Annotated in this window: 30 protein-coding genes; 1 reads left to right on the top strand and 29 read right to left on the bottom strand. The window is 69.2% G+C overall.

Translation table 11 applies throughout. The features are described 5' to 3' along the window. Positions 1 to 58: 58 nt before the first annotated feature. From ACZ7L6_RS03755 to ACZ7L6_RS03640, 24 genes are all read right to left on the bottom strand, one after another. On the bottom strand, positions 59 to 268 hold the full coding sequence (locus ACZ7L6_RS03755) for a hypothetical protein (RefSeq protein WP_471920318.1): 210 nt from the start codon (positions 266 to 268) through the stop codon (positions 59 to 61). Positions 269 to 284: 16 nt separating this feature from the next. Continuing rightward, entirely contained in the window at positions 285 to 809 is a 525-nt protein-coding gene (locus ACZ7L6_RS03750; RefSeq protein ID WP_471920317.1) for a hypothetical protein, read from the bottom strand. 13 nt (positions 810 to 822) lie between these two features. Beyond that, complete coding sequence (locus ACZ7L6_RS03745; protein ID WP_471920316.1) at positions 823 to 4,617, bottom strand: carbohydrate binding domain-containing protein; 3,795 nt, start codon at positions 4,615 to 4,617, stop codon at positions 823 to 825. Further along, the gene (locus ACZ7L6_RS03740) at positions 4,617 to 7,841 is read right to left on the bottom strand and encodes a phage tail tape measure protein (RefSeq protein WP_471920315.1); all 3,225 of its coding nucleotides are present in this window, start codon (positions 7,839 to 7,841) and stop codon (positions 4,617 to 4,619) included. The genes ACZ7L6_RS03745 and ACZ7L6_RS03740 overlap by 1 nt, the downstream gene beginning before the upstream one ends. A gap of 211 nt (positions 7,842 to 8,052) precedes the next feature. Beyond that, positions 8,053 to 8,592 (bottom strand): DUF7426 family protein, encoded by a 540-nt coding sequence (locus ACZ7L6_RS03735; protein ID WP_471920314.1) that lies wholly within the window; start codon positions 8,590 to 8,592, stop codon positions 8,053 to 8,055. After that, a complete protein-coding gene (locus tag ACZ7L6_RS03730) occupies positions 8,592 to 9,065 on the bottom strand; it encodes a phage tail tube protein (RefSeq protein WP_471920313.1) in 474 nt (157 codons plus the stop codon). The genes ACZ7L6_RS03735 and ACZ7L6_RS03730 overlap by 1 nt, the downstream gene beginning before the upstream one ends. A gap of 10 nt (positions 9,066 to 9,075) precedes the next feature. Then, positions 9,076 to 9,510, bottom strand: a complete 435-nt coding sequence (locus tag ACZ7L6_RS03725; protein WP_471920312.1) for a minor capsid protein — start codon at positions 9,508 to 9,510, stop codon at positions 9,076 to 9,078. Further along, positions 9,507 to 9,857 (bottom strand): hypothetical protein, encoded by a 351-nt coding sequence (locus ACZ7L6_RS03720; protein WP_471920311.1) that lies wholly within the window; start codon positions 9,855 to 9,857, stop codon positions 9,507 to 9,509. The genes ACZ7L6_RS03725 and ACZ7L6_RS03720 overlap by 4 nt, the downstream gene beginning before the upstream one ends. A gap of 13 nt (positions 9,858 to 9,870) precedes the next feature. Continuing rightward, positions 9,871 to 10,191, bottom strand: a complete 321-nt coding sequence (locus ACZ7L6_RS03715) for a hypothetical protein (RefSeq protein ID WP_471920310.1) — start codon at positions 10,189 to 10,191, stop codon at positions 9,871 to 9,873. Continuing rightward, the gene (locus ACZ7L6_RS03710) at positions 10,185 to 10,865 is read right to left on the bottom strand and encodes a hypothetical protein (protein WP_471920309.1); all 681 of its coding nucleotides are present in this window, start codon (positions 10,863 to 10,865) and stop codon (positions 10,185 to 10,187) included. The genes ACZ7L6_RS03715 and ACZ7L6_RS03710 overlap by 7 nt, the downstream gene beginning before the upstream one ends. 2 nt (positions 10,866 to 10,867) lie before the next feature. Further along, entirely contained in the window at positions 10,868 to 11,734 is an 867-nt protein-coding gene (locus ACZ7L6_RS03705; protein WP_471920308.1) for a hypothetical protein, read from the bottom strand. Between the two features lie 20 nt (positions 11,735 to 11,754). After that, entirely contained in the window at positions 11,755 to 12,201 is a 447-nt protein-coding gene (locus ACZ7L6_RS03700) for a hypothetical protein (protein WP_471920307.1), read from the bottom strand. Positions 12,202 to 12,269: 68 nt separating this feature from the next. Next, entirely contained in the window at positions 12,270 to 12,782 is a 513-nt protein-coding gene (locus ACZ7L6_RS03695; protein ID WP_471920306.1) for a hypothetical protein, read from the bottom strand. A 15-nt stretch (positions 12,783 to 12,797) separates the two neighbouring features. Next, complete coding sequence (locus tag ACZ7L6_RS03690; RefSeq protein ID WP_471920305.1) at positions 12,798 to 13,355, bottom strand: hypothetical protein; 558 nt, start codon at positions 13,353 to 13,355, stop codon at positions 12,798 to 12,800. Beyond that, positions 13,352 to 13,780, bottom strand: a complete 429-nt coding sequence (locus tag ACZ7L6_RS03685) for a hypothetical protein (protein ID WP_471920304.1) — start codon at positions 13,778 to 13,780, stop codon at positions 13,352 to 13,354. Before ACZ7L6_RS03685 ends, ACZ7L6_RS03690 begins: the two co-directional genes overlap by 4 nt. A 2-nt stretch (positions 13,781 to 13,782) precedes the next feature. Beyond that, positions 13,783 to 14,847: a major capsid protein gene (locus ACZ7L6_RS03680; protein WP_471920303.1), complete on the bottom strand. Its 1,065-nt coding sequence runs from the start codon at positions 14,845 to 14,847 to the stop codon at positions 13,783 to 13,785. A gap of 16 nt (positions 14,848 to 14,863) precedes the next feature. Continuing rightward, entirely contained in the window at positions 14,864 to 15,673 is an 810-nt protein-coding gene (locus tag ACZ7L6_RS03675) for a hypothetical protein (RefSeq protein WP_471920302.1), read from the bottom strand. A gap of 174 nt (positions 15,674 to 15,847) precedes the next feature. Next, positions 15,848 to 16,957, bottom strand: coding sequence for a phage minor capsid protein (locus ACZ7L6_RS03670; RefSeq protein WP_471920301.1), 1,110 nt, complete (start codon positions 16,955 to 16,957; stop codon positions 15,848 to 15,850). Positions 16,958 to 16,969: 12 nt separating this feature from the next. Then, positions 16,970 to 18,580 (bottom strand): phage portal protein, encoded by a 1,611-nt coding sequence (locus ACZ7L6_RS03665; RefSeq protein WP_471920300.1) that lies wholly within the window; start codon positions 18,578 to 18,580, stop codon positions 16,970 to 16,972. Next, a complete protein-coding gene (locus tag ACZ7L6_RS03660; RefSeq protein ID WP_471920299.1) occupies positions 18,567 to 18,776 on the bottom strand; it encodes a hypothetical protein in 210 nt (69 codons plus the stop codon). The genes ACZ7L6_RS03665 and ACZ7L6_RS03660 overlap by 14 nt, the downstream gene beginning before the upstream one ends. Next, positions 18,776 to 18,934 (bottom strand): hypothetical protein, encoded by a 159-nt coding sequence (locus ACZ7L6_RS03655; protein WP_471920298.1) that lies wholly within the window; start codon positions 18,932 to 18,934, stop codon positions 18,776 to 18,778. The genes ACZ7L6_RS03660 and ACZ7L6_RS03655 overlap by 1 nt, the downstream gene beginning before the upstream one ends. Next, entirely contained in the window at positions 18,931 to 20,226 is a 1,296-nt protein-coding gene (locus ACZ7L6_RS03650; RefSeq protein ID WP_471920297.1) for a PBSX family phage terminase large subunit, read from the bottom strand. The genes ACZ7L6_RS03655 and ACZ7L6_RS03650 overlap by 4 nt, the downstream gene beginning before the upstream one ends. A 10-nt stretch (positions 20,227 to 20,236) precedes the next feature. Further along, entirely contained in the window at positions 20,237 to 20,725 is a 489-nt protein-coding gene (locus tag ACZ7L6_RS03645; protein ID WP_471920296.1) for a helix-turn-helix domain-containing protein, read from the bottom strand. A 72-nt stretch (positions 20,726 to 20,797) separates the two neighbouring features. After that, positions 20,798 to 21,181 carry a hypothetical protein gene (locus ACZ7L6_RS03640; RefSeq protein ID WP_471920295.1) on the bottom strand — a complete coding sequence of 128 codons (384 nt, stop codon included), beginning with the start codon at positions 21,179 to 21,181 and terminating at the stop codon, positions 20,798 to 20,800. A 152-nt stretch (positions 21,182 to 21,333) separates the two neighbouring features. Between ACZ7L6_RS03640 and ACZ7L6_RS03635 the strand changes: the two genes are divergently transcribed. Beyond that, a complete protein-coding gene (locus ACZ7L6_RS03635; protein ID WP_471920294.1) occupies positions 21,334 to 21,516 on the top strand; it encodes a hypothetical protein in 183 nt (60 codons plus the stop codon). Positions 21,517 to 21,616: 100 nt separating this feature from the next. Here the strand turns inward: ACZ7L6_RS03635 and ACZ7L6_RS03630 are convergent, their stop codons facing one another. The 5 genes from ACZ7L6_RS03630 to ACZ7L6_RS03610 form a co-directional block, all read right to left on the bottom strand. After that, positions 21,617 to 21,778, bottom strand: a complete 162-nt coding sequence (locus ACZ7L6_RS03630) for a hypothetical protein (protein WP_471920293.1) — start codon at positions 21,776 to 21,778, stop codon at positions 21,617 to 21,619. A 98-nt stretch (positions 21,779 to 21,876) separates the two neighbouring features. After that, positions 21,877 to 22,128, bottom strand: coding sequence for a hypothetical protein (locus ACZ7L6_RS03625; RefSeq protein ID WP_471920292.1), 252 nt, complete (start codon positions 22,126 to 22,128; stop codon positions 21,877 to 21,879). A gap of 66 nt (positions 22,129 to 22,194) precedes the next feature. Continuing rightward, positions 22,195 to 22,848, bottom strand: a complete 654-nt coding sequence (locus tag ACZ7L6_RS03620; protein WP_471920291.1) for a hypothetical protein — start codon at positions 22,846 to 22,848, stop codon at positions 22,195 to 22,197. Beyond that, the gene (locus ACZ7L6_RS03615; protein ID WP_471920290.1) at positions 22,848 to 23,363 is read right to left on the bottom strand and encodes a hypothetical protein; all 516 of its coding nucleotides are present in this window, start codon (positions 23,361 to 23,363) and stop codon (positions 22,848 to 22,850) included. The genes ACZ7L6_RS03620 and ACZ7L6_RS03615 overlap by 1 nt, the downstream gene beginning before the upstream one ends. A gap of 12 nt (positions 23,364 to 23,375) precedes the next feature. Continuing rightward, positions 23,376 to 23,810, bottom strand: a complete 435-nt coding sequence (locus ACZ7L6_RS03610; protein ID WP_471920289.1) for a hypothetical protein — start codon at positions 23,808 to 23,810, stop codon at positions 23,376 to 23,378.

Here is a 23,810-nt window from a genome sequence, read left to right as displayed (position 1 = left end):
CTGGGGCATAGAGAAAGCCCCGGCCGGACGGCACGGGGCAGCTACGGGACAGGCGAGATCAGACTGGCGAAGCGGTGACCTCGTACCGGTGCGCGGTCACCGCGATGTTCGGCTGCTGCGTGAACACCGCCTTCACCGCATCCACGACGTCCTGCTCGGACACGTCAGGGATCGGCAGACTCGGGTTGGCCACAGAGAGGTGCACCGTGCAGCTCACCTCCGGGTTCGTCACGTCGTACGCCCGGACGTCCACGTGCGGGTAGTCCACCTGCTCCTCCTCAAGGTCAGGCCGCGGCCTCGTACTCGCCGACCACGCGGATCGCATCAGTGTTGGCCCACGTGAACGGACTGACAGCATCGATCAGGCCAGTCGGCGTCGCCGCGTATCCCCCCGCGAAGCCGGTGGATCCACCACTGGTTTCGAGCTCGAGCGTCGTCGTGGTCGTCAGGCGGGGCCGCAAGGGCACACGGAGCGACGACGGGGTGCCGCCGGTGGCCGAGTCCTGGGCCTCTCCATACCCGGCGATCAGCTGCGTCGCCGCCGCCGCGATGGGCAGGCTGAACCGCCAGTTGTCGCTCGCTCCACCACCACCGAAGTTCGTGGTCGTCCCGAAGGTGATCTCCAGCCGGAACCACACGGTGAGGGCGGACTGCGCGTACTTGGCGGTGATGGTGGCGTTCCCGAACGACGGGGTGTTCGCGCCCGTGCTCGTGGTCCACACCGGTACCCAATCCGTCCAGGTCGGCGAAATCGACAGCAGCCGGTTCGCGGTGATCCGCATCCCCGGCTGCCACGGCTCATATGGCACAGCGTCCCCTTCCTCAGAGAGCGACTCGGGCCGGATAGGCGAGCCGTACGTCCTCGCCCAACACCTGCGCCTTGACGACGCCGTTGCGGGACCGCTCAACGGACATGACCTGCGGATTGACCACGTCGAAGTTGTCGTATCGGATCTCGACCGTGGCCGCGTTCGTGTTACCCGTCGCCCGGATCGAGCGGGTACCGATCTGGTTGGCGGCCGTGATGTCGCTGTCCGTCACCTCGATCTGCCACAGCGACGGCTCCCGCTCCGACGTCAGCCAGCCCTTGGCGCGCAGCGTGCTACCGGCCAGTTGGAAGCGGACCCTGACCCACTGGCCAGCCACGTGCGTGATCGGCAGCGCCACGGCGCCGAGCTGCGTTTGCACGTCCGCGATAATCTTGCGGACGCTCAGCGTGACCCCGTTGGTGGTTGTGAACGCCAGCCGGGCCATGTACATGTTCGACGCGTCCAGCATCCGGGCGGTCACCGCACCGAACAGGCTGTCCCCGGTGGCGAGTGCCGAGGTGGTGATGTCGCAGTAGATGTCCGCGTCCGGGTGGATCGCGGTCACTGCGGTACGCCGAGACACGTCCAACGTCGACAGGATCTGCGCCCCGTATCCCGAGCCGACGTTGTAGTCGCTGGCCGGCCCGCCGCCGACCCGGTTCCAGACGAGCCCGGATTCCGACGTGCCCCAGTCACTGGCCACGGTGCGGCCGAAGCTGTCGTGAAGCCAGGACGCCTTGGGCTGGGTCAGCCTGACCGCCCACGCGTACCAGGTGTTCGCCGGGGCGGGCGTGCCCCCGTGCCGGGCCCGCATGACCGCACGCGACGCCGTCGCCGGAGCCGTGAACGACTGGGTGAGGAACGTCCACGTGCCTGCTGGCACGACGAAGGCGCTCCCGAGTGAACTGGAGATGAAGGTGCCCGCTGCCGTGTACCAGTCCACGGCGGGCCGCAAGTCGCTCCAGCCGCCTGCCGAGTACGCCCATAGGGATGCGATGTATGTGGCCCCGGGCTGAATCGTCCCGGCCGCTGTCAGCGTGCATGTGGCGCCTCCGCTCGCGGCGACGCCGTCCGGGACGATCTGCAGGGAGCCCACGGCCTGGGGGTGCACGCGGCCCGCCGTCTGCGACCAGCTGACGCCTGAGCTCTGTGCTGACCAGCCCGCAATGTCGGAGTCGAAGAACGGGTTGGTGTTGATGAGGCGCCCGCCTGCGGTGACCCGTACTTCCTCTCCGCCGATCGTCAGGTCGAACGGCGTCTCCGGGGGGTCCGGCCGCCACACCGGGCCGTCGGTCGCCATGACGTCGATCGTGCTGGCCGTGGCCGTGGCAGCGGAGGCGAGTTCGCTGCCGTCGGTGTCCACCCACGCCAGCGCCGGATCCGACAGTGCGGCAACCGTGTACGGGCCCGCGGGCGCGCACACGAAATCGATCTCCCACGTGCGCACCCCGATCTGCTCGGCGTAGCCCTGCACGAGCAGGTCGATCGGGCCCGGGGGCAACCACTCCGGCAGGTCGGTGATGCGGATCAGATCGCCCTCGGTGATGTTGAGGACGGTCGGGATCAGGCTTGGCACCCGGTGCAGGCGCAACGTCAGCGACGGATAGCGTGCCTCGTCCCAGGTGCCCAGGTGCAGGCGCCAGAACGCCGCCGGCTCGGTCAGGTCGTCACTGAACAGGTTGAGGTCGACGCCTTCGTCGTACAGGCCCACGCCGTCCGGTGGGTCCTGCACGGACAGCCGCCCTTCCTCGAGGACGGCGCGCGCCGACCCGCCCGCGACCCGGTTGACGGTGATGTCGTTGCGGACGGTCGACGTGTCGTCCACTGGCCTGCCGAGGCCGAGCCCCTTCGTCCCGTACGACAGGGTGAGCGCAGGCGTCTGGTTGTACAGCGAAGTACGAGTCCGGTAGCGCAGTCCGAGCCGATCCCGCTCCTCCCCGAACATCCCCCCGTCCGTGTCCGCGCACTGCTGCAGCAGGGCGAGCAGCGTGCCCGGCCGTTGCGGGCCCATCGGCATCGACTCCGACACCACGCCGACCGCGCGGAAGGTGACGCCTTCCTCTTCACACAGGCGGCTCATGCGGGCGGCGGCGGTTTCGCCGTTGAACGCTTGGTCGGCCGAGTTGAAGGGCTGGTCAGTCACCTCCCGGAACACGCTCAGATGGCCAAAGCGCATGCCGTCCAGGCCGGTTCCGAAGCTGGAGCGCACGTCGACGACGTAGCCGGGCACCCCCGTGATCGTCTGACCGATGGTGAAGCCGGTGCCGCCGATGGTGATCCAGATCAAGCGGTACTCGACGCTGCCGCCGGTCTGGATCGTCTTGAACTGCAAGCGGTTCCAGACGCCGTTGAACTGCGGTGCGGTGGAGAAGGTGGAGAAAACGGTGTTGTCTTCGGCGTCAAGGCCGTCGAGGGTGACGTTGTTCGTCTGCACGCGGGCCCGCACCCGGCGGCAGGTGCCCGTGGTGCGCACCTCAAACAGTGTGGTCATGGCGGACGGCATGGCGTCCAGGTTGTAGACCAGCTCGACCTGCCACGTGCCCGCCGTTGTTGCTGGGACGGGCGCCACGAATGACGCGCCGACCTGCACAACTGGCAGCGGGGACGAGCCGGGCAGGGTGTCGTCGGCGGCGAAGTCGAGTGCGGTCGGCTTGAATGCCTTCACCCCAGGCACCGGGCTGTAGACGCTGGTGGCGTCCGAACCTTCCTCCATCGGCCAGTATGCGATCGGGTTGAAGGAGGGGATGCGGCGCCGCAGCGTGGATGCCAGGACCTTGCTGCCCTGGCTCATACGCTCCAGGATGCCCGCACCCTCGCCCTCGACGGTGATCAGGTCGCCGCGCCCGGACCACTCGGCCGGCCAGTCGCTGAACTCGCCGACGAACCTGGTGTGCTTGTTGCTGATCGACGTGCCGCCGTTCAGCGTCCACGTGCGGCCGGCGCCGTCCGTGAAGCTGGTCGTGCCAACTGTCTGAGCGGTGAAGTCAGGGCTGGCGACGAGCGTGCCGTTGATGCCGTTGCGGACCTCCACTTTATGGAAGCGGCCTACAGGGCGGCTGAAGGAAACGGTGGTGGCGTCGCCGATCCTCACGTCGGTGGCCGAGTTGAAGATGCTCGTCGTCCCGGCCTGCACGACGGCCGCACCCAGCTGCGTCCACGGCCCGTCCATGGTCGGCGCTGTGTAGAAGGTAATCGTGCGGCCGCCGGCGCCGTTGTCCACGTCCAGCGTGACCCGCACGGCCATCCGGTCGGACGGCGTCAACGGCAGGTCCACTGTGCTGCTCGCGGGCAAGGCGTTCGAGCCGTCCGCTGACCATTCGAAGTACAGCTTGTTGGCCTTGGTGCCGAACACCCAGCTCTTCGTGCCTCCGGCCGCGGTCAGTTTGCCGATCAGCTCGACGGTGTCGAGTGCGTCGGTTGCAGCGATCCAGTTCCGGATCGACGCGTCGACCCTGATGTCGATGTCGCCCGCGATGTCGAGCGCGGCGGCATCGGGCGTGATGGCGTAGTCGCCGACGGCGCCGGGCACGTCGAGCCCTGGGGGCCCGGCGTGCACGGAGACCTGCATCGGCGTGTTGCGGCCGATCTTCTGGAAGTACGGTGAGCGCGGGTTGCGGGGCGCGTACAGGCCGTTCGGGCTCTTCAGGGTGAGGGAGCAGGAGGCCGGGTCGGCTGCCTGCCCCTCCGCCGTCTGGCCGCGGCTGTGGGTGATGATGTCCCGCGTCATCGCGTGCTGGGTGACGTCGGTCAGCACGCCCCCGATACCGAGTTCGGTCGTGACACCGAGAGGATCCTCGGGGAACGCCATCAGCCACTCCTCCTTCCTACGAGCGCGAAGTCGACGTCACCGCCGGCCTTCTTGCGGATGCCGCGCCGTACTCGCTCGATCAGGTAGTCGTCCTCGGCCCGTCCGGACGACCGCAGCTCGAACACGGCTCGGTTGGACGCAGCCGCGCGGGCGCGCCCGCTGGCCATGTCCCAGGAACCCGGCGCTGGCGTGTCGACGAGGGAGGCCATCGACCGGTTGACCGCACGGCGCTCGCCCTCCATGCCCTTCACGAGGCCCTGCGCCGTGTACGCCCCCACCCGCGCCATGACCCGCGACGGACTCCGGATCCCCAGCGCCTTACGGATCGCCTTCGACATGCCTTTCGCGATCTGCAGCATCTGCCGTTCGATCTGCTTCTGCTGCATCTTCAGCCCGGCGACCAGGCCCTTCCCGGCCGCGATGCCCGCCCCGTACATGGCGTTGCCCGCGGTGTTCCCGGCCTTCGTCGCGGACGCCACCAGGGCGCCCTGCTCCTTGTTGATGGCCCTGACCTGTTCCGGGGTCGCGTTCGCCAGTGCGGCCGCCGCCGACGAGCCCTGCTCCACACCGGCCTGGGCGATCTGCGCGATCAGATCCGAGCGCACGCCCTTCTTCCGCAGCGCGGCGAGGTTCTTCGCGAACGCCTCCGCCGCGGCCCGGTCCTGCTTCAGCCCGGCGAGGATCGTCTCGGCGGTCTGCGGCCAGCCGCCGGTGTCCTGGCCGGTGATGTTCGCCGAGTCCAGAACGCCCTTCTTCACGTCGGCGGCGAGCTTGTCCCGCGCCTTGATCTGGTCGGCGAGCCGCTTCTGCGCGGTCTTCAGCCGGGTTGCGACCCGCTCCTCCTGCCCGGCCAGCTTCAGCAGCTTCTTGGTGTCACCGCTGATCCGCTTGAGGGCCTTGGATCGCTTCCTGCCGGGCGCGAGGGAGTCACGGACGATGTCTGCGAGCTTCGTCGAGGCGGCCTTGACCTGCTTGGAGGAGCCGGTGAGGCCGTCGATGAGGCCGCGGGCGATCCAACGGCCCTGCGCCTTGGTGACCTTGGAGGGGCTGGCGATGCCCAGGGCCTTGGCGATGGGGCCGGGGATCATCGACTTGGCCCAGCCCTTGATCTTGTCGTAGATCCAGCCGCCCATGGACTTGATGCCGTTCCACAGGCCCTGGACTACCTGGACGCCCTTCGTCACCAAGATGCTGCCGAGGTCACCCACGCCGGACTTGATCCGTCCACCCAAGCCCTGCATCCACTTCACAAGGTCAAGGGCCTTTTGGACGGCCCGGTCCTTCATCCGGCCGAAGTAGTCGGCCACCATGCCTGGGATCTTGGCCAGTTGGGAAACCGCCGTGGCGACGGAAGCGACAGCGCCTCGGACCTTGCCCGTGACCCAGTCCCAGATCTTCCCCGTCCACTGCTTGACCTTGTCCCAGTTCGCAATGATCAACGCGACCAGGCCCACCACGGCAGCGATGACCCAGCCGATCGGTCCCATCGCGATCAGCCACTGAGCGGCCATGGTCGCCGCCCACGCCACCGCTCGCGCGGCCATCAGTACGAACTGGGCGACCGTCACTGCAGCCACCCGCAGCACGGCAATGAGAAACGTGCCCGTCATCCGCGCTGCGGTCAGCAGCCACGCACCCGCCGTACGGGCCGCGTTCAGCACAGCCGCGCCAGCGACAGCGGCGAACGCCCCCACCGCGCGGACCTGCATCAGCGCCCACGCACCGGCCGTGCGAAGGGCCGACCCCACCTGAATCGCGGCACTCTTGAGCGCGGCCGCACCCGAGGCGATCCAGCCCCACATCACGCGCCCGGCCGCCACGGTCGCCGTGACGCCCATCAACGCGAGTGCCGGAACCAGCACGCCAGCGATCACACCAGCAGCGACCTTGAAGGCGGTCGAGTGCTCCTGCACGAAGTTGAACAACTTGATGAGGGTGGGGATCGCCTTGGTGCCGAGAAAGTCGATGAGCTTTTGCATCGCCTGCCGTCGGAAGGCCTCGACCTGCGCGCCCGCGTTGTCGCGCAGGCTGCTGCCGAGCTTGTCGGCCGAGCCGCCGACCTTGCCGATGCCGTCCGCTGCCTTGGACGGGTCCATGGCCAGCAATGCCTGCCCGAGATCTTCAGCCTGGGTACCGAACAGCGCTACGGCGATCTGGGACTGCTTCACCGGGTCCTCGACACCCCGAAGCTTGTCCAGGGTGAGGTCGAGGACACCGTTCGCTGCCGTGCCACCCTTGGCGAACTTCTTCGCCATGTCGTCGGCGTTGAGACCGAGCGCCTTGAAGCCGTCCGCAGTCCCCTTGGAACCGTCCACGGCCCTGATGCTGAATTCCTTGATCGCGTCAGCGGCGATGTCCGAATCCCGGGCGCCGGCCTGAATCGCCTGGTTGATCAGACCCAGCGCGGTCGCCCCGTCAATACCGGCCTTCTTGAACTGGACGCTGTACTCGTTCAGCGTGTCCAGGAAGTCGTCGGCTTTGTTTGCGGACGTGCCGAACCCCTTGGCGATCAGGTCGAGGGCTTCGGTGCTGTTCTTCGCCAGACCGGTACGGATGAGCTGCGTGGCGGCGTTGGTGACGCTCACCAAATCCTGGTCGAAGGTGTTCGCCAGGTCCGCCACCTTGCGGCTGATCGACTCGATCTGCGAATTCGTGGCGTCCGCAGGCACCAGGCCGGAGCCCATGATGTTTCCAATGGTGTCGGCGGCCTGCTGGAAGTCGGCAGTGATTCCGTCCGCGTACAGCTGGCCAGCGATCTGCCCGTATCGCTGCGCCTCAGCCGGTGTCTTCCCCAGTGTCGCGCCGAGCCGGGCCGTGATCTGGCTCTGCTCCAGTGCCTGCCCCAAGGCATCCATAAGGACAGCGCCTGCTGCGAGACCTGCGCCCAGAGCCACCGTCTGCAGTCGGGACAGTCCTCCTTCCGCCTGCTCGACGGCCTCGTCCGCGCCGGCCGCAGCAGCGTCGGCGAGGCCTTCGCCTACAGCGTCACCGGCCCGGCGGCCCGCGGCGACGAACTGGCCTCGCGCGTTACGCAGCCGCCCGTCTGCGCCGCGGACGATGCCCTCGCCGAGGCCTTCGCCAGCCTGGCGTCCGGCGCGTTCGGCGTCGTCGCCCATGCGGTCGCCGGTCTGCCGCAGGGCGTTCTCGGCGCGGCGCAGGGCGGGCTGCATGGCCCGGTCATCGATGGTGATGATGCCGTTGAGTTCGCCGACGGTCAGCGCCACGACTACCTCCTTCGGGCAGATCGAGCAGGTTCCTCAGGAGGTGGTACAAAGTGGCGGTGCAAGCGGGACTCGGTGGACAGCAGGCCGAGGATGCGGCACTGAAGCCAGCGCCAGGTCCGTGTCTGGAGGACGCCGGACTCCACGTCGATCCCGTACACCTGGTGCAGGTCCGCCTCGATGAGCGACCACTGCTGGAGCAGCTTGTGCCAGGTCAGGTCTGCTGGCGGGCCCTGCCGTGTCCGCCCCTGTTTCGGCGCGGGGATGCCGCCCTCGTACCACTCGTGGAGGCCGGTGACGGGGTCCCGTTCGCCGCACCCTTTGCCGAGGAGACGCGCGACATCTGCCTGCGCTCCGCCCTGTTCCTCGCCGCTTTTCCCGGGGCCTGGCCGGTCGCCCAGTACTGGCGGGCGGTGTCCTCGTCGGTGGTGACCCAGAACATCACGGTGAGGGCGACGTGCTTGAACATGGACCAGGAGGTCTCGGCCCGGAGCTTGTCGTAGGTGTCGCCGAGGCACAGCTTGTACAGGTCGAGTTCCTCGTCGTCGTCGAGGATCTTGCCTTCTGGGGCGGAGCCTCCGGCGGCGAGGCGTGCGGCGAGGCTGGTGATGCGCTCGATGCGGATTCCAGCGTCGGCGGACGGGTCGGCGATGTGGTACTCGCGCACCACACCGTCGCGGCCCTTGACGGGGAGATCGAGGCCGTCGCTGAGGAAGTCGTCGAGCGCCTCGAACGCGTTGGTGCTGCCCGTCATCAGGCCACCGGGTTCGTGATCAGGAGCAGCGGGCCGTCACCGGTCAGCGTCATCTCGACCTGGTCCAGTGCCGTGTACTCGCCACCCGAGGGCGCCCATGTCACCAGGGCGGTTCCCTCGTACGCCTCGGGCAGGCCGTCACGGTCGTAGTAGCGAACGTGGACCGTCGACGCCGAGCCGAAGGCGTACGACGCAGCCCTGAACGCCTCGTGCGTGGGGTGGTAGACCTTCACCTGGTCGTTGATACGCCGGTTGATCGTCACCCCCAGTTCCCAGGCCTGACCGGTCTTGGTGTTGCCCGCCCAGCCGCCGGAGTCGTAGTCCGAGCTGTCTTCGATGTTCGGTTCCGCGCTCGGGTTGAACTCGGTGATGCCGGGCACCGCCTGCCAGTCGGAGCCGTCCTTGGCTGCCGACATGTCGAGCTCCAGCTTCCAGCGGCGCGCGAGTGCAGTCGTGGGCGTGGGAGTGGACATTGCGGTCCTCCTAATCGATCAGGTAGGTCCCGGACCGCACGGTCCGGAAGTAGAAGTTCGCGGTCAGCTCCATGCGCCCGTGCGCGTCCTGACCGATCCACGCCTGCGACTGCCGCCACGACAGCGTCACTCGGACGCTGCCGCAGTCGTAGTGCCGACGGTTATGGAAGGCGTTGAACACGGCGTCAGCCATGTCTGCGATCGCGTCCGGGTCTCGGCCGGCGCGCATCCGGAACTGCACACCGGTGATCGCGTTGGTCGTGTCATCGTCCTGGACGGGGTAATCGGTCAGGCCGATGGCCCGGTCCGGCTGGTCCGGCACCACGCCGCGGAAGATCCCGGTATCCGGGTTCTCGACCACTGCGTCGGACCGGAACACGCCGATGCTGGCCGCTTCGAGGAGACCAGCGATCCCGTCCAGGAGGCTGCCGGTGTAGCCGCTCATCGCATCGCCCGCCTCACCTGCGCGGCGATGATCGCCGCGACGTCCTGGCGGGCCGCATTGAGGCTGTTCTCCAGGTATTTCGCCGTGCGGCCTGGGGCGTGCCGGAAGTCGAGCCGCTCATGCTGGATCACCGCGTACGGGGTGTCGTATGACACCATGCCGGTCAGCGACGGCTCATCCACGCTCGCGACCCCGGAGCGCTGCAGCTCGGATTCGTCGAGCGGCACCACGTCGTTGCTCAGGCCGAGGACATGCTCGGCGGCGAGGTACACCCCACGCGCGGCGCCCTCGCGCATCTGCCGGGCCGCGAGATCCCCGCGGAAGGAGAGCCGGAAATTCTGCGCCATGCCCGGCCCCTCTCTACTGGAGAAACACCTGCGTGTTGCTCGGCACGGGAAGGCCGGCGCCGTCGACCCGGCCGATCGTGATGACCTTCGTGACACGTCCGTCAGGCAGCGTCACGCGGGAGTTCGGCGGTGGCCGGTGATCAGGGCGGGTGATGTAGTTCGAGCCGGAGGTGACCGTCTCGCCGCCTGGCGTGGTGACCTGCTGCGTCTTCTCGTCGATCAGGCAGCGCACCGAGTCGGGCGTCCCGTAGACGTCGCCCGTGCTGGACGAGCCGAGATACGGCTCGACGGTGACCGTATGACGCAGCAGGAACCCAGGGACCTGCCTCACCATGAGCAGCCCGCCCCTACCACCCCGATCCGGAACACACCAGCGTCCAACCGGCGCAGAGCCGCCGCAGCCCTCGGCGGCAGCGTGCCGCCCGCGATCGGCTCCGCCGCCGCGCTACCCGAGCCGCGGGACAGGCTCACCGGGCCTGCCGAGACGCTGTCCCAGCCGCCGTCGGCGCCGACCGGGTCTCCGGTTTCGCCCCACCACTCGACGATCGCGCTCACGGCCTCAGCGAACGCGGCCTTCACGTCTGTGTGGGTGGGCATGCCGCTGGAGTCGGTGTCGTAGACGGCGGTGATGAGAGCGTCGTCCAGGGCTTTGGATGCCTCCCGCAGCAGGCGGGCCGAGTCGAGTGGGGGCGCCTCACCGAGATAGTCGGCGAGCTGCGTCGTCGTCGCGTACACGCGGCCCGTGTTCGTCACGGCTGGCGTCGGAGCGACGGATACGAGCTGGTTCTCGACGCCCAGCCCGGTACCGGTCACCGTCCATTTCAGCCGCCACACGCCGGCCAGCGTGTACGAGACGAGTGCCGTCCACGTCTTCCCGCCGTCTGCAGTGGTAGCGGCAGGGCTCGTCGTGGTGCCGTCCGGGCGGGTCACTGCGAGGGTTGCCGCTGTCGTTCCGTCGTACGGGTTCGCGGTCAGCGTCGCTGTGGCGACGTCTCCCACCTCGGGCATCCCTATCCCCCTCCGCTGGAAGAAGCCGTCAGGACTGGCCCGGCCGCTGTAGCGATGTGCGCGGGCCCGACCGCTGTCGACGTGAGGCTGTCGGCTGGCCGTGCACGTGCCGCCGTGAGCGGCAGCGCGGTTGACGTCTCGGCAGCGACGCCGAGCGTGAGGCGTTTGCTGCCGGTGAGCGGCCGCGCCGTGTCTGTCTCGGCCGCCGGAGTGAGTGTGGTGGTCTTGGCGGCGGCCAGCGGGCGGGCCGTGTCGGTCTCGGCGGCCGGGGCGAGCGCCAAGGTCTGGCTGAAGTTGTTGACGTTGTCGAACTCGACGAAGTCGACAGTCCCGTCGCTGCGGTGGGCGATCAGCTGGAACTCGAGGTTCGCGTCGGCCACCCACGCAGGGCTCGCGGCCGTGCGGCGGGGCGTCCAGTCGAGGCCGTTCGGGGAGGTCTCCCAGAACGTGGTACCGCCGGCCTCGCGGACGCGGAGCCAGCGGTGCGCCACGGGGTCGTAGGTGAGGGAGACCTCGCCGGGGTCGACGAAGCCGGTTCGGGACATCATGACGAGCTGGTCCACTGGGTCCTCGACCGTGGCCATGCGCAGCTCGAAGCCCAGGTCGGTGCCGCCCGTCGAGCTCTTGATGAGGATCTGCGCCCATGCCTCCGTCGCGGCGCCCCCGCCTGCGTGCGGGTACGCGCGCAGGTACACCGATGAGTTCTGCAGGGTGTAGGCGAGCGCTGAACTGTAGGCGTTGAATCCGGTGTTGACGGCGATTCGTGCGCGTCCGCCGGTCTCCGAGATCGTGCCGAAGCTGTTGGGCCACCTGACCGGATCGACGACGCTGTCGGTGAAGTCGTCGACGAGGGTGGAGATCAGTGCCACGCCCGCTCACCCCCTGATCGTCAGGCGGCGGACGCTGCCCGCGCGAAGTCGCTGATGGTCAGGTTGAAGTCGATGCCGTCCGGGGTCATCGCTACGTCGTGCTTGGTCAGGGGGATCAGGTCGGCGTCCGTGCCGGTGCTGACGTCGGGGTCGTAGCAAATCACCACTGCGCCGACCGGGTTGCCTGCGGCGGCGGTCCAGGTGACGTCTGCGCAGTCGATGGTCACGCGGTCGTTGGTGTCGTCCACGGTCACCGTGACCGCGGTCAGGGCCTTCCTGCCCATCGTTGTCTGCTCGTTGGAGGGTCCGGCGAGCAGTTCGGCGAGTGTGTCGTAGTCCCGCATGACCGCGTCCGAGACCAGCCCGGACGCTTCAAGCGGCACGAGGACGAGGCCGTCGTTGGCGGCCGGGAGGCTGGCGTACTGGGCGAGCCGCCCGGCGGCGACGTTGAAGACGATGTTCGCCATGGACGGTCCCTTTCCTGAGGATGCGACAGGGAGGCCCGTAGGCCTCCCCGATCGCGAAGTGGTGTCGGCTACGCGGAGGCGCCGATGATGTGGATGTCGTACGTCACCGACGTGCCGGCCCCGGAGTTGGCGACCTTCAGCAGGTCCCCTGTGCCAGCGGTGACCGCGTAGCCGGTGGCGTCCGCTACTCCCGTGCCGACCGCAACGAAGGCGCCCGGGCGGAGGGTCACGGTGCCGGTGGCGCTGAGCAGCGTCGCCCATGGGTTGGTGGCAGCCGCCCCCACCACGACGTTGTTCGTATTCGCCGCCGCCGCAGCAATGATCAAGCCCTTGATGCGGGCGAAGGTGATTGCTGCACCGAACGCATCCAGCAGGACGCCAGCCAGGTCGAGATCCTCGGTCGCCGACGCGGCGAGGGTACGGCGGTCACTGAAGAGCCGGTCTGCCTTGCCCGCGCCCGTGCCGCTCGTGAGGGCCATCTGGCGGGACAGGGACTGCGCGGCCTTGCCCGTGCCCAGGTCGAGGGCCTGTGTCAGTTCGCCGAATCCGGAGACGGCGACGAGAGCTCCGTTGAGTGGCATCTCTCATTCCTCCGCTCAGGACGCGATGACGAGCGGGACCTGGCGCTTGAACGCCGGGCTCGCAATCGTCGCCGGAGCGGTGCCCGCCAGAGACGAGCCGGACGTACGCGCGAGGTCAGTCTCCCCGGTGAGGAGCGACTTCGCGGCGATCGTGCCGACGAGGGTCGGGACCGTCGTCGCGGTGACGTTGATCCCGGCCTTGTACCGGCCGGACCTGGTGATGCGCTGCGCCGAGGACAGCGCCAGCGTCTTCCATGTGTCGGCCGCCCACGCTGCGGTGAGCTGGTCGGCCGACTGCGCCATGAGCGCGCCGGTCGGGTCGTACAGCGCGGCCCAATAGTTCGTCGGGGTACCGGCCGCCGTGGCTCCGGACAGGAAGGACAGGCTGGTGACGAGGTCGCCCTCGTTCAGCCACAGGTCGACCGACGTCATCACGCCGGTCGCGAGGGCGGCGACGTCGTCCAGGCCCACGCGGGGCAGGTTCGCCCGGTGGAAGACGTCCGGCCTTCCGGCCGAGTTGAGGTATCCGAGGTCGTCGCGGGGGATCCCGCGGTATGCGCCGTGGACGGTCATGCCCCGGCTCCCTTCGTCTCGTCGGCCGGAGGCGCGGTGGGCTCGACCGTTGCGGGCTGCTTCGCAGCGAGGATCTCGTCGCGCTTGCTGGTGATGCTGACGCGGGGCTTCTTCGCACTGGCCTCGGCGTCAAGGACACGGGTGGCCTCGTCGAGGTCAGCGTCGTCGAGGTGGGCGAGGACTTCGTCCACGCTCTTCTTCGACGGGTCGAACTCGCCCGTCTCCTGCGACGCGTCCTGCTCCGCCTCAGGCTCCTCGTCGGCGCCCTCGCGGGTGAGGCTGTAGCCGCGGCGGCGGAAGTACTCGATCGCCGCCCGGCCCTCCTTCGTCGAGTCGTCGACCCGGCCGACGCCGTCCTTGAAGACGACACCGGCGCTCTCGCCACTGAAGCCCGCCACGGGGGCGGTCACGGTGTACTGGTTCATGATCAGGCCACCTTGATGTTCCGGAGGACGCCGCACGCCTTGGTGTTGCGGAGCACCATGGCGACCGGGCCCATCTCGATCTCGCCGGACTTGACCGCGCCGGGCGTCGTGAAGTCGGGCATCCACGTCTGCACCAGCGGCTTCCCGGCCACCGATGCGCCGTGCAGGGCGTCCAGCCCGAACGACGCGGCGTACAGGTCGGTCAGGTTGGTGATGTTGCCGCCGCCACCGCCCGCGTCGGGGTCGCGGGTCTCGATCGGGATGATCGGGCTCGTGCCGAGGGCGTTGTCGCCGAGGTCGACGAGGACCCACGGCCCGTACATCTCGATCTGGCGGCCCAGGTCGTCGCGGCTCTGGGTGTAGATCCCGGCCCAGCGGGCGAGCGCGCGCATGCGGGTGATGCTCTTGGTGTTGCCGAGGATCGCCTTCACGCCGGGCGGGAGCGCGCCGGGCACGCCCTGGTCGCCGCCGCCGGTGTGCGAGGGGACGATCCGGGAGAGGAAGTCGTCGATCACGTCGAGCTGGCTCATGGCCTCGGCCTGGGTGTCGATCGTGCCCCGGGTCCAGTCCAGGTAACCGGTGGAGACGCCCTCGGTGAGCGGCAGGTACTCCGTGCTCTGCCCCACCAGGGCCTTGTCCAGGCCGTCGAAGCCCGCAGCGTCCACGCTCACGTCTCCGTTGATGAGCTCGTCCTGGAACCGCGTACGGACCGCGGTCAGGAGCTGCTGCATCTGGAAAGTGACCTCGTTGGTCTGTGCCTGGCCGAGGTTCGCCAGTACGCGGTCCACTGCGAAGCTACCGCCGAGCGGCTTCAGCTCGACGGTCGAACGTGCCCGCGTCGCCTGCGCGGTGGTGTACTCGCTGTTCAGCTCACGGAACTGCGCGGCCCGCGCGGCGGTGAGCCGAGTGAAGCTGTAGCTCAGCGAGCCGCCGCCGGTGCCGGGGGTGACCGTGTCGTCGTAGACGATCTGGTCGGCGAGCCAGCTGTAGCGGCGAAGGTTGTCGATGACGGCGAAATCCACGTCCGCCTGGGTGTTGATCTGCGCCTGCGCAAGCGTCACGGGCACGGTGTCCTCCTACGGGTCAGGTCTGGTAATGGGCGCCGACCGCCCCGGAGAGGGAGGTTGAGCGCTTCTTGGCGGCGCTTTCGCCGGTGCCGCCGGAGAGGTCGCCGCCGCTCTTCCCGGCGGGGGCGGCGGCCGCGAACGCGGGGTTGTCCTTCACCGCGTCCTTGATCGCCGCGTCGAGGGCGGTCGTGAAGCCCTTCGCGGAGGGGTCGAGGTCGGAGATCGCCTTGAGGAAGGAGCGGGAGTCGAGGAGCGCGCCAGCCTTGGCGGACAGCTTGTCCGCGCGGGCCCACACGGCGAGTTCGACATCCTTCGCACGGAGCGCCGCTTCCCGTTCGGCGATCGTGGTGTCCTTCTGCGCGATGGCCTCGGCGAGCTTCGCCGGGTCCGGCGGAGTGTCGTCCTTCACCAGGCCGAGCGCCTTGCCCAGCTTCTCGGTCAGCGCCTTCACGGCCTCGTCGGCGGCCTGCTTCTTCGCATCGGTCCGGGCCTTGCCGGCGTCGCGTCGGGCTTCGGCAAGTTCCTTCTCCAGCCGCTTGATCGTGGCGGTCGAGTCGTCGCCGTCCTTGCTCTGGCTGCTGCCCTTGCTGGAGTCGCCGCCCGAACCTTGGCCACTGTCGCCGCTGCCGGAGTTGTCTCCGCCACCGGATCCGCCGCCGTCTCCTGATCCGCCGCTGTCACCGGTCCCGCCGGTGTCGCTGCTGCCGGATCCGGATCCGCCGCCGTCCCCTCCGTCGCCACCCTCGAAGAAGAGGACCGGCATGAAAGGGGTGTCGTACGCCCGGCCATAACCACGGCCAAAGCGAGCCAGGGTGTTCTTCCGCATGCGCCCTCCAAGGGCTGGTGTCGCCCGCGCCCGGCGGGCATCTGGGGTTCGGGCCGCGCCTGGCGGGTCCCGAGGGTGTGCACGTGGCCCGCGCCCGGCGGGCCCTTCAGGAGTGACCCGCACCAGGCGGATCGGTGATGCTCGGCCCGCGCCTGGCGGGCCGAAGTCTGTGTGTCAGCGCGCGGCTCCGGCGCCGATCTGCTCGCGGCGGGACTTGCGCGGCAGCCCGGTGTCGGCGACCAGCTCGCGGATGCGGCCCTGGTACTCGCGCACCCGAGCGTTCGCCCGCGACCGCATGTCCTCATCCACTGCGGCAGCGGCCTTCCGCTTCCACGCCCGGATCTGCCGCTCGAAGTACCGCTGCTGCTGCGTCTGCTCGTAGCTCGCCCGCGACGGCGGCTTCGGACGCGGCCGCGTCACACCGGGCAGGTAGATCGAGATCGAGTGGCGGCAGTTCGGGTGCATCAGCCCGCCCGCGCGAGCCTCCGGGAGACTGCCGGCCACGCGGACGCGGACCATGCGGTCGTCCTCGGTCGCGTGCTCGATCTCCACGGTGCCGGAGCCGGAGGAGCCCTCGCGACGGAGTACCTTGCCCTCCCACGGCTTGCAGCGCGGGCACTCCTCCGGCGCGTCGCTGACGATGACCAGGTCGATCCCGGCCGCGCCGAGCCGCTTCGTGTGCGCGTCCACGGCCGCGCGCCCCAGCGCGCTGCGGGTCGCCATCTCGACGTAGCTGGTGAGGTTCCAGGCGCGCCCGGCCCGGTCCACGAACCCCGTCACCCCACGGTCCGCGAACCGGGCCAGCGCCCTACCCGCCGCCTCCCTGCGGGTCGTTGCCCCCAGAAGGGGAGCCGATGTGGCCTTGGCAATGACCTGCCGGTACACGTCCAGGCCCTGCCGCAGCATCCGAAGATGGGCCGGGCCGGTCTCCTGCACCAGCGCCGCGGCGAGCCGGTCAACGGCATGCGCGCCCGCGGGGATTGCCGGTGCCGTCGCCGCCAGCGCGCCGAGCTCGGCCACGGCCGCCTGCGTCCCGCGCTCGTACGCCTCGGCGACGGCCTGGTGGATCGCGCCTGCAGCGTCGGCCTGAAGCGCGGCGATGATGTCCTCGATCGCCGTGCGAAGGTGCCCGATCGTCGCCAGCTTCATGTCCGCCCACATCGGGCTGTCGAGGCCCTCCGCGAGAGCCTGGGTGACCTTCTCGATCAGCGCCAGTTCGGCATGCTCGTACAGCGTGGAGACGGCGGCCGCGAGATCTTCGGCCATGTCGGGGCTGACCGGCATGAGGCACCCCCATTACTCCTCGGCGCTGTCGTCCTCAGCCTCGGGATCCTCGGCCGACGGCTCCTCGCCGTCCTCGTCCTCCGGCTCGGCGCCGAAGGCCGGCCGGTCCGCGCCGAGCATGAGCGGGTCTTCGACGAGGCGCCCGGTCTCCTTCTGGATCCGCCGCACCTCCTCCTTCTGCGCTGTCTCGTCCCAGTCGGGGTGCAGCATCGCGACCTTCACCTCGGTCGACGCGGCCTCCGCTTGCTGCAGCAGGGCCGCGGTCTCGGCGAGGGTCTTGATGTCGTCCTGCACGCTGTCCTGGAAGACGACGTCCGGGCGCTCGACCTCGACACCGCTCACACCGCGGAACATGCCGGACGCCTCCAGCATCAACAGCACCTCGACGACGTCCGCGATGCCGGTCGCCGCCAGCTCGGCCTTGCGCGCGCGGGTGCTCATGCTGCGCGCGGTGCGTGCCTTGATCTCCGTGGCGGTCGCCGCAGGGCCTTCGCTGTCGTCACCGAAGGTGCCGCCAGAGTAGCCGGCGTTGCGGATGACCTTGCCGACCAACTCCTCGATGGTGGCCCGGTGTTCCTCGTGTCGGATGAGGAATTGGTTCAGCGTGATGGCCTGATCGGCTGTGGGCGGCACATTCAGAGGCGTGTAGACCTCGCGGTCCTCCCACACCGCGCCCATGCCGGGACCGTTCGACTGTAGGTAGCCGGCCGGGACGAGGATCCGTGCCTTCGCGAGCCTGACGTCCCGCATCCAGCTGGTGTACGTCTCGTCGACCGCCGACAGGAACGTCTCCGCGCCCTGGTAGTCGGAGGTGCCGAGTCCGGCCGCGCCGGGGATGTCGTCCCAGTCGGGGGCCTCCATGGTGTTGGGGATGTACGAGACGGCGAGCCGCTTCCCGATCGGCAACGGGCGGGCGGGCAGAAGGTTCTTCGTCTCCTCGAACGCGCCAAGGTCCATCGGCTTGCCGAGGTTGTCCTCGGTGCCGTCGTATACGCCGTGCAGGATGACGCCGGGCTCGTGCCGCTCCAGGTGCCGTACGACGCGCTGACCGTCACAGAGAAGGACGGTCCAGAAGGTGACGGCCCGGAGCTTGTCGCCGTGCGCGAACTCGGGTGCTGCGCCGTCGGCGCGGACCTTCGAGATCCAGGGTCGGTCGCTGATCTCGTCGTCCCACACGATGCGCAGGTAGGAGCCGCCGAGCGCCGAGCCGGACTCGCCAGCGCCGATCAGCGTGCGCTTCATGCCGAGGTCCATGAGGTCTTCGAGCCGCTGCTGCGTGTCCTTGTTCTCGGCCTTCAGAGCGGGCGGCTCGGAGTACAGCAGGTCCGACGAAGTGCGGGCGATGTCGCGGGCGAGCGGCATGTGGAGGTTGGCGCGCTTCTCGCCGAGCGGGGTCGGTTCGCCCCAGAACCAGCGGGCGATGGTGCCGACGATGCCGCCGCGGTACTGGCTCGGCCGGTTCTGCGGGTGCTGCCCGTACCGCCGGTTGTCGAGGGGGCGGCGCTGGTAGCGGTAGGCGAGCCGGTCGGGGTTCGCGGCGAACCAGGCTGCCCAGTCCTCCATGTCGGAGCGGATCGCGGGGTGAATCGGCGGCCACGACGTGTTCTTCTCAGGGAGCGGCACCGTCCACCCCCTCATCGTCCTCGCTCGGGTTTTCGATCTCGTCAGCCGCCGCACGCAGCATCGCAGCCAGCTCCGGACGCCCGTACTGGAGAGCGCCAACACCGTCCACAAGGCCGACGGTGAAGTCGCCGAGGTGGAACTCTTCGGTGTCGCCGACGCGCATGAACACCGGAAGGGTCAGCTCCGTCGACGCCATCAGACGCGCTCCTTCTCCATGAGCAGGTTGGCCAGCGTCAGCCACGAGCAGGCGAGTTCGTCGTACCGCTCCATCAGCGGCACGTTCGTGATCTCCATCTCTGCCTTCTCCAGCAGCCGCGCCGCGTGCTCCAGAGCCTGGTCCGAGTTCGGCATCATGCGGCCACCTCCAGCGATGTCACCGGCAGCAGGTGCCGCCACTCGTTCACCGAGCTGTGCAGCCCGTACCGCAGACCGTCCACGCTGTGGTCGTCGACCTTCAGCGGCTGGTCGATGCCCTTCTCTGACGCCTTCGCGTCCCAGACGTACGCTGGCAGCTCCTCCAGCAGGCCCGTGCAGGAACGGTGGATCGACAGGATGTTCTCGCCGAACGCCGTACTCACCGACCGAATGCCGTCCTTCACGTCGTTGTCGGCCTTCGCTACGCCCGCAAGTCCGTCGCTCCACAGCTGCGTCATGAACGAGGCGGCCGACGGATCCACGAAGATCCACGACGGGGTCACGCCCTTCGTCCCGCGGTGCTCGTACGACGCCAGCCAACGCCGTACACCCACGCTGTACTGCGCGTCCGTCAACTGCCGCTTCGCAACACGGGAGTCGTGCCGGTACTCGCTCGCGACGTACATCCGGTCATCGGCCCCGATCCCGATCAGCAGCGCGGCGAACGGGTTCACGGTGCCGTAGTCCAGGCCGACGCACATCCACCGGCCGATCTCCGGCAGCAAGTCGACGACGTGCCGGGACTCGTCGAACGCGTCGTAGATGACACCCTCCGCGAGGCACCACTCGCCGAGGATGTACCGCTTGAAGAACAGGCCCTGATGTGACCGCTTCAGGCTCGCGACGTACGCGGCCGGCAGGGACGGGTTGTCGTCCAGGACGAACGAGAACCGGTGCAGGTCCAGAGCAGTCTCGTCCTGAGTCTCGACGAGCGTGCCGTCACGGCGCACATGCAGCCGGGCCCGGTCCAAGTACTGCTTCTTCAGCCAGTGGTTCGGGCCCTCGGGGTTGGTGGTGCCGAACCACTGGGCGCCCTCGACGGAGAGCCGGGTCTCGAGCATCTTGAAGAACGACTCGGGGTACGTCGTCACCTCGTCGCAGTACGCCCCGGCGAGGGTAAGGCCCTTGATCTTGTCGACGGCCTTCTCGTCGTTCGCGCCAGCCACGTAGATCGTGCGGCCGAAGATGACGACTTCCCCCGCGCCCGCGCGGTACACGCAGCGCTTCTTGCCCACCATCTGCTCGATGACGTCGATGATGTTCCGCTTCAGCGTCCGCTCGGTCTTCCCGACCATCAGCAACGCGCCCGGCGGGCCGGTGCGGATGTACCGCAGCCACACCATGATCGAGCCGATCGTCTTGCCCGACCGGACGGCGCCTTCCCAGAGGTTCCCGCGGGCTGCCGCCAGCTGCGTTGCCCGGAGCGCCTTACCAACGAGGGGAGTGAACATCGCCACCCCCTCACTCGCCGCCCGGCATCATCCCCCTCAGCCACTGGTCGACGGCGGCCAGGCCTTCCAGGTCCTCACGCTCCGGCGGGACCAACTTCAGGCTCTTCTCGATGGCGATGCCGGCCGCGGCCATGAGGTTCTTCTTCGCGTCGGCGGGCGGCTCGTCGACCTCGTGGTCGGTGTAGGTGTTGTCCTTGCCGCCGATGTTGAAGACCTTCGCGCGCTCCCACAACTGCTCGGTGAGCCGCTCGGCGTCGTCTTGCAGGGCTTCAGCGAGCATGGCGCGGCGGTCGGCGAGTTGCGCGACCCGGTGCCGTGTGGCCTCCTCGGTCATCGACACATCGAAGGTCAACCCGAGCTTGGTGGCGATGATGCTGACGCTGCGTTGAGCGCGGCCGATCCGGCGGGCGATCTCGTTGCGGCCGAGACCTTGAGCGTGGAGTTCGGCGACACGTCGGTAGTCGTCTTCGTTGAGGGCACGCATGTCCTTGCGGACCATGGGTCACCTCCCTGCGGGCGTGCGAAGGCCCGGCCGCTCGGGTGGAGTTCGGCCGGGCCAGTAAGGGGCGAGTCAGTTCTTCGCTGGACAACTCCGGCCCTTGTTCACCGAGAACTCCGTGCCGCCTTCGTCCAGGCCGGTCGTCGCGGCGCCGATGTTGCCGTGCGCGTACTTCCCGTTGGCGAGGCGGTTGTCTACCGACTTCGTGCCGCCCGTGGAGCAGTTGATCCAGACGAAGTATCCGGCGTTGTCCTTCAGGTCCTTGGTGACGTCATCGAAGACGGCTCGGAGGTTCTTCGTGGAGTCGACCTCGACAGTGACCTGCCGCTGGTTTCCCGAGTCGTCCTGCTGGACGACCTTGTAGTCGGGTGCGGGCTGATCGCTGCTGCTGTCGTTACTAGAGCAGGCGGCGAGGGCGAGTGCGGTGATGGCGGCTGCGGCGTGGCGGATGCGCATGTTCCCCCCTGGAACGATCGTTGCTGCGGAGGGCATCATGCCTTGCCGAGTGTGATCGTTTCCGGGCATGCCAGATCTGCGGCCAGTGTGGGGCATGATCCAGCGGAACGCAACTACTGATGTAGTCCCCGACCTGGGCGCACCCAGCAGTAGTGCCAGTCCGCTTCCGGGTGCGGGTCCGCGCCGAACATGCGCAGCACGTACCGGGCGCCGTCGATCTCCATGACGCCGGGCGGCCGACCGAACTGGCCCGGCTCGACCGTGACTTCGCTGCCGTCAGCAGGGCCGCCTTCTACTCCGAGTCGCATCTCCACGCGGTGCCTAACGCGGGCTGACTGCGGGCGGTCACGCGAAAGCCCCGCCAGGACGGGGGACCTGGCGGGGCCTCGTTATGCCGGGCGTTACCCGGCGCGCAGCTTCCAGTGTGGCAGGCCGTCAGCCCTTCTGCTGGCCCTGCGGCGTACCCGGCACCGGCTTCTCCGGCTCGGGGAAGTGCCCGCCCCTGGACGCTTGGTAGGTGGTGGTGTGCGGTGCGAGCTGGTCAGCGGGCACGGAGTCGCGTAGCTCGTCTTGGGGAACGGATCGGCGGAAGGCCATGATGGTGGTCTCCTGTCTCGTGTGTTCGGGATGGGGACCGGGGTCGGGCCGCGCTCTTCTTGGCGGTTGGGAGCGGCCCGCCCCGGGGCTTGGATGGGTCAGTGGCCGAGCAGGCGCGCCAGCACCGAGGCCAGCGCCAGCAGGACCAGCAGAGCGAGTGCAGCACCCGTGCTCACGTACCGGCCGTCCGGATGCCGCGTACTGCCGGGAACGCGCTCGATGCGCTCGCCGTCCGGGGCGAGACCACCGTGCTCGGCGTCGCGGTGCGTCTGCCGGTACTCCTCGGCCGTACGGCGCGGCCCGGGCGGGGACGACGCGCGGCAGGTTCTGCAGCGGTACACGTACGGCATGAGGGGCTCTCCCGGGCTGTAGTCGGCCCGTGTAGCCGGGCTGTAGTTGGGGTGTGGTTTCGCAGGTCACGCGGGGTGTAGTTCAGGATTCGGGGGGTCCTGACCATCAGGGTCGGGGAGGGGTGCGGGAGGGGGCGGCAGGTCGTCCCGGTGGACCCCGACGGTGACCCCCAGGCCGCGCACCCGGACGCGGTCACGGACGGGAATCCCGTGCCGCTCCAGGTGGCCGCGGAACTCGGTCACGTCGAGGGCCTCGAACATGCGGTGCGCGTGGGCGTGCGCGAGGAGGTCACGGAGGTGCACGCCCTGGGTGTCGCCGATCCGCTGCCAGATCCATTCGAGGGCGGCCTCGTACACCTCCTGCGGGCTGGCCGCGGGGGGCTGTTCCTTGCCGGCCTCTGGGGGTGCTTGCTGCTTGGCGGGTGGGGCGATCCACCAGGCGGCCACGCACCAGGCGACGACGGCGCCCGGGAAGGCGAAGGGGGCGACGTGCGGGGCGTGCCAGCACCCGTATGCGGCGACGTACGTGCCGGCCGCGATGGCGGCGATGCTTTCCCAGAAGCCGAGGTGCTCACGCAGCTGGCCCCAGGCCCGTTGGGCGAGTACGAGGGATCCGTCCCGCAGGGCGGCGCCCGCCCCCGTGAAGGCGAGGACGGGCCGCAGTTCGGTGCGGAGCCAGGCGGGGAGGAGGCGCTCCCCCACACTCTTGATGATCTTCATCAGGTGGCCCCGATCGCCTGCGCCCCGGTGAGGATCAACGCCTGCGGCAGGCCCCAGATCCCCCCGGCCTGCGCCCACACACCCGCCGCGATGATCCCCGTAACGGCCGCCTTCCCCGGGGACAGCTCCCGGAAGTACATGAGCGCAGCCAGCAGAAGGCTGACGGCACCCATGCCCGCAGTGCCGAACCCTCCGCCGGTGAACACCGAGGCGAACGCGTCGGACAGGTTCTCCCCGACCACCCAAATCGAACCGGCCACCATGTAAAACGTGCCCGCCGCGACACCCGTCCACTGGGCTTGGTCGCTGGTCAGCCGCTTGCGAATCCGGGACTTCTTCCCGCCCCCGCCGCCGTCGCCCTTGGGCCCGCCCCCACCGCTGCCCTTGGGGTCACGGATACCGATCCACAGGATCAGGGTGAGGACGAGGGCGATCCCGCCGGCGCCGATCGAGCCGAGGATCTTCCCGCCCTCCACGGTGATGGCGGGGGCGGCGGCCATGATGTGCGTGAACACGATGTCTCCTGGTCAGGCTGCGGGTGCCCACAGGGCGAGGGCGAGGATGGCGGTGGCAAGGGGGATCCGGGCGACCCAGGCGATGCCGGGCCACCAGTGACGGGTGCGCCGGTCCCACACGTGGGCGATGAGGGCGGTGCCGCCGAAGCCGAGGACGAGGGCGCCGCCGATGCTGGTCTGCTCCGCGCAGTCGGCGATCGCCCCAGCGAACTGGTCGTACAGGCCGAGCGCCCATCCGGCGCCGGCGGCGCTGGCGTTGTACAGGAGGCGGCGGGTGCCGGGGCTGATCGCGGCGGCCGCGCGCTCCGGAACGTGGGTGAGGGCGGCGGGCATGTGGGGGCGCGGCCAGTAGCCGGGCTGCGGCGCGAACGGGCCGGGCGCGGGAGGCTGATCGTGGTCGGCTGGCGGTGTGGGCTTCGGCGCCCACCAGTCGTCTGTCTCGGGCAT

It is taken from the genome of Streptomyces sp. NPDC107522 (genome assembly GCF_055657525.1).
The sequence above is the reverse complement of the archived record's forward strand: the minus strand, read 5'-3'. Positions and strand labels throughout refer to the sequence as shown.

What these genes read in the sequence shown, in the direction of transcription:
- ACZ7L6_RS03745 (WP_471920316.1), bottom strand. Translation starts at nt 4,617, where the DNA reads ATGGCGTTCCCCGAGGATCCTCTCGGTGTCACGACCGAACTCGGTATC.
- ACZ7L6_RS03735 (WP_471920314.1), bottom strand. Translation starts at nt 8,592, where the DNA reads ATGACGGGCAGCACCAACGCGTTCGAGGCGCTCGACGACTTCCTCAGC.
- ACZ7L6_RS03730 (WP_471920313.1), bottom strand. Translation starts at nt 9,065, where the DNA reads ATGTCCACTCCCACGCCCACGACTGCACTCGCGCGCCGCTGGAAGCTG.
- ACZ7L6_RS03725 (WP_471920312.1), bottom strand. Translation starts at nt 9,510, where the DNA reads ATGAGCGGCTACACCGGCAGCCTCCTGGACGGGATCGCTGGTCTCCTC.
- ACZ7L6_RS03720 (WP_471920311.1), bottom strand. Translation starts at nt 9,857, where the DNA reads ATGGCGCAGAATTTCCGGCTCTCCTTCCGCGGGGATCTCGCGGCCCGG.
- ACZ7L6_RS03715 (WP_471920310.1), bottom strand. Translation starts at nt 10,191, where the DNA reads ATGGTGAGGCAGGTCCCTGGGTTCCTGCTGCGTCATACGGTCACCGTC.
- ACZ7L6_RS03710 (WP_471920309.1), bottom strand. Translation starts at nt 10,865, where the DNA reads ATGCCCGAGGTGGGAGACGTCGCCACAGCGACGCTGACCGCGAACCCG.
- ACZ7L6_RS03700 (WP_471920307.1), bottom strand. Translation starts at nt 12,201, where the DNA reads ATGGCGAACATCGTCTTCAACGTCGCCGCCGGGCGGCTCGCCCAGTAC.
- ACZ7L6_RS03695 (WP_471920306.1), bottom strand. Translation starts at nt 12,782, where the DNA reads ATGCCACTCAACGGAGCTCTCGTCGCCGTCTCCGGATTCGGCGAACTG.
- ACZ7L6_RS03690 (WP_471920305.1), bottom strand. Translation starts at nt 13,355, where the DNA reads ATGACCGTCCACGGCGCATACCGCGGGATCCCCCGCGACGACCTCGGA.
- ACZ7L6_RS03685 (WP_471920304.1), bottom strand. Translation starts at nt 13,780, where the DNA reads ATGAACCAGTACACCGTGACCGCCCCCGTGGCGGGCTTCAGTGGCGAG.
- ACZ7L6_RS03675 (WP_471920302.1), bottom strand. Translation starts at nt 15,673, where the DNA reads ATGCGGAAGAACACCCTGGCTCGCTTTGGCCGTGGTTATGGCCGGGCG.
- ACZ7L6_RS03670 (WP_471920301.1), bottom strand. Translation starts at nt 16,957, where the DNA reads ATGCCGGTCAGCCCCGACATGGCCGAAGATCTCGCGGCCGCCGTCTCC.
- ACZ7L6_RS03660 (WP_471920299.1), bottom strand. Translation starts at nt 18,776, where the DNA reads ATGGCGTCGACGGAGCTGACCCTTCCGGTGTTCATGCGCGTCGGCGAC.
- ACZ7L6_RS03655 (WP_471920298.1), bottom strand. Translation starts at nt 18,934, where the DNA reads ATGATGCCGAACTCGGACCAGGCTCTGGAGCACGCGGCGCGGCTGCTG.
- ACZ7L6_RS03650 (WP_471920297.1), bottom strand. Translation starts at nt 20,226, where the DNA reads ATGTTCACTCCCCTCGTTGGTAAGGCGCTCCGGGCAACGCAGCTGGCG.
- ACZ7L6_RS03645 (WP_471920296.1), bottom strand. Translation starts at nt 20,725, where the DNA reads ATGGTCCGCAAGGACATGCGTGCCCTCAACGAAGACGACTACCGACGT.
- ACZ7L6_RS03640 (WP_471920295.1), bottom strand. Translation starts at nt 21,181, where the DNA reads ATGCGCATCCGCCACGCCGCAGCCGCCATCACCGCACTCGCCCTCGCC.
- ACZ7L6_RS03630 (WP_471920293.1), bottom strand. Translation starts at nt 21,778, where the DNA reads ATGGCCTTCCGCCGATCCGTTCCCCAAGACGAGCTACGCGACTCCGTG.
- ACZ7L6_RS03625 (WP_471920292.1), bottom strand. Translation starts at nt 22,128, where the DNA reads ATGCCGTACGTGTACCGCTGCAGAACCTGCCGCGCGTCGTCCCCGCCC.
- ACZ7L6_RS03620 (WP_471920291.1), bottom strand. Translation starts at nt 22,848, where the DNA reads ATGAAGATCATCAAGAGTGTGGGGGAGCGCCTCCTCCCCGCCTGGCTC.
- ACZ7L6_RS03610 (WP_471920289.1), bottom strand. Translation starts at nt 23,810, where the DNA reads ATGCCCGAGACAGACGACTGGTGGGCGCCGAAGCCCACACCGCCAGCC.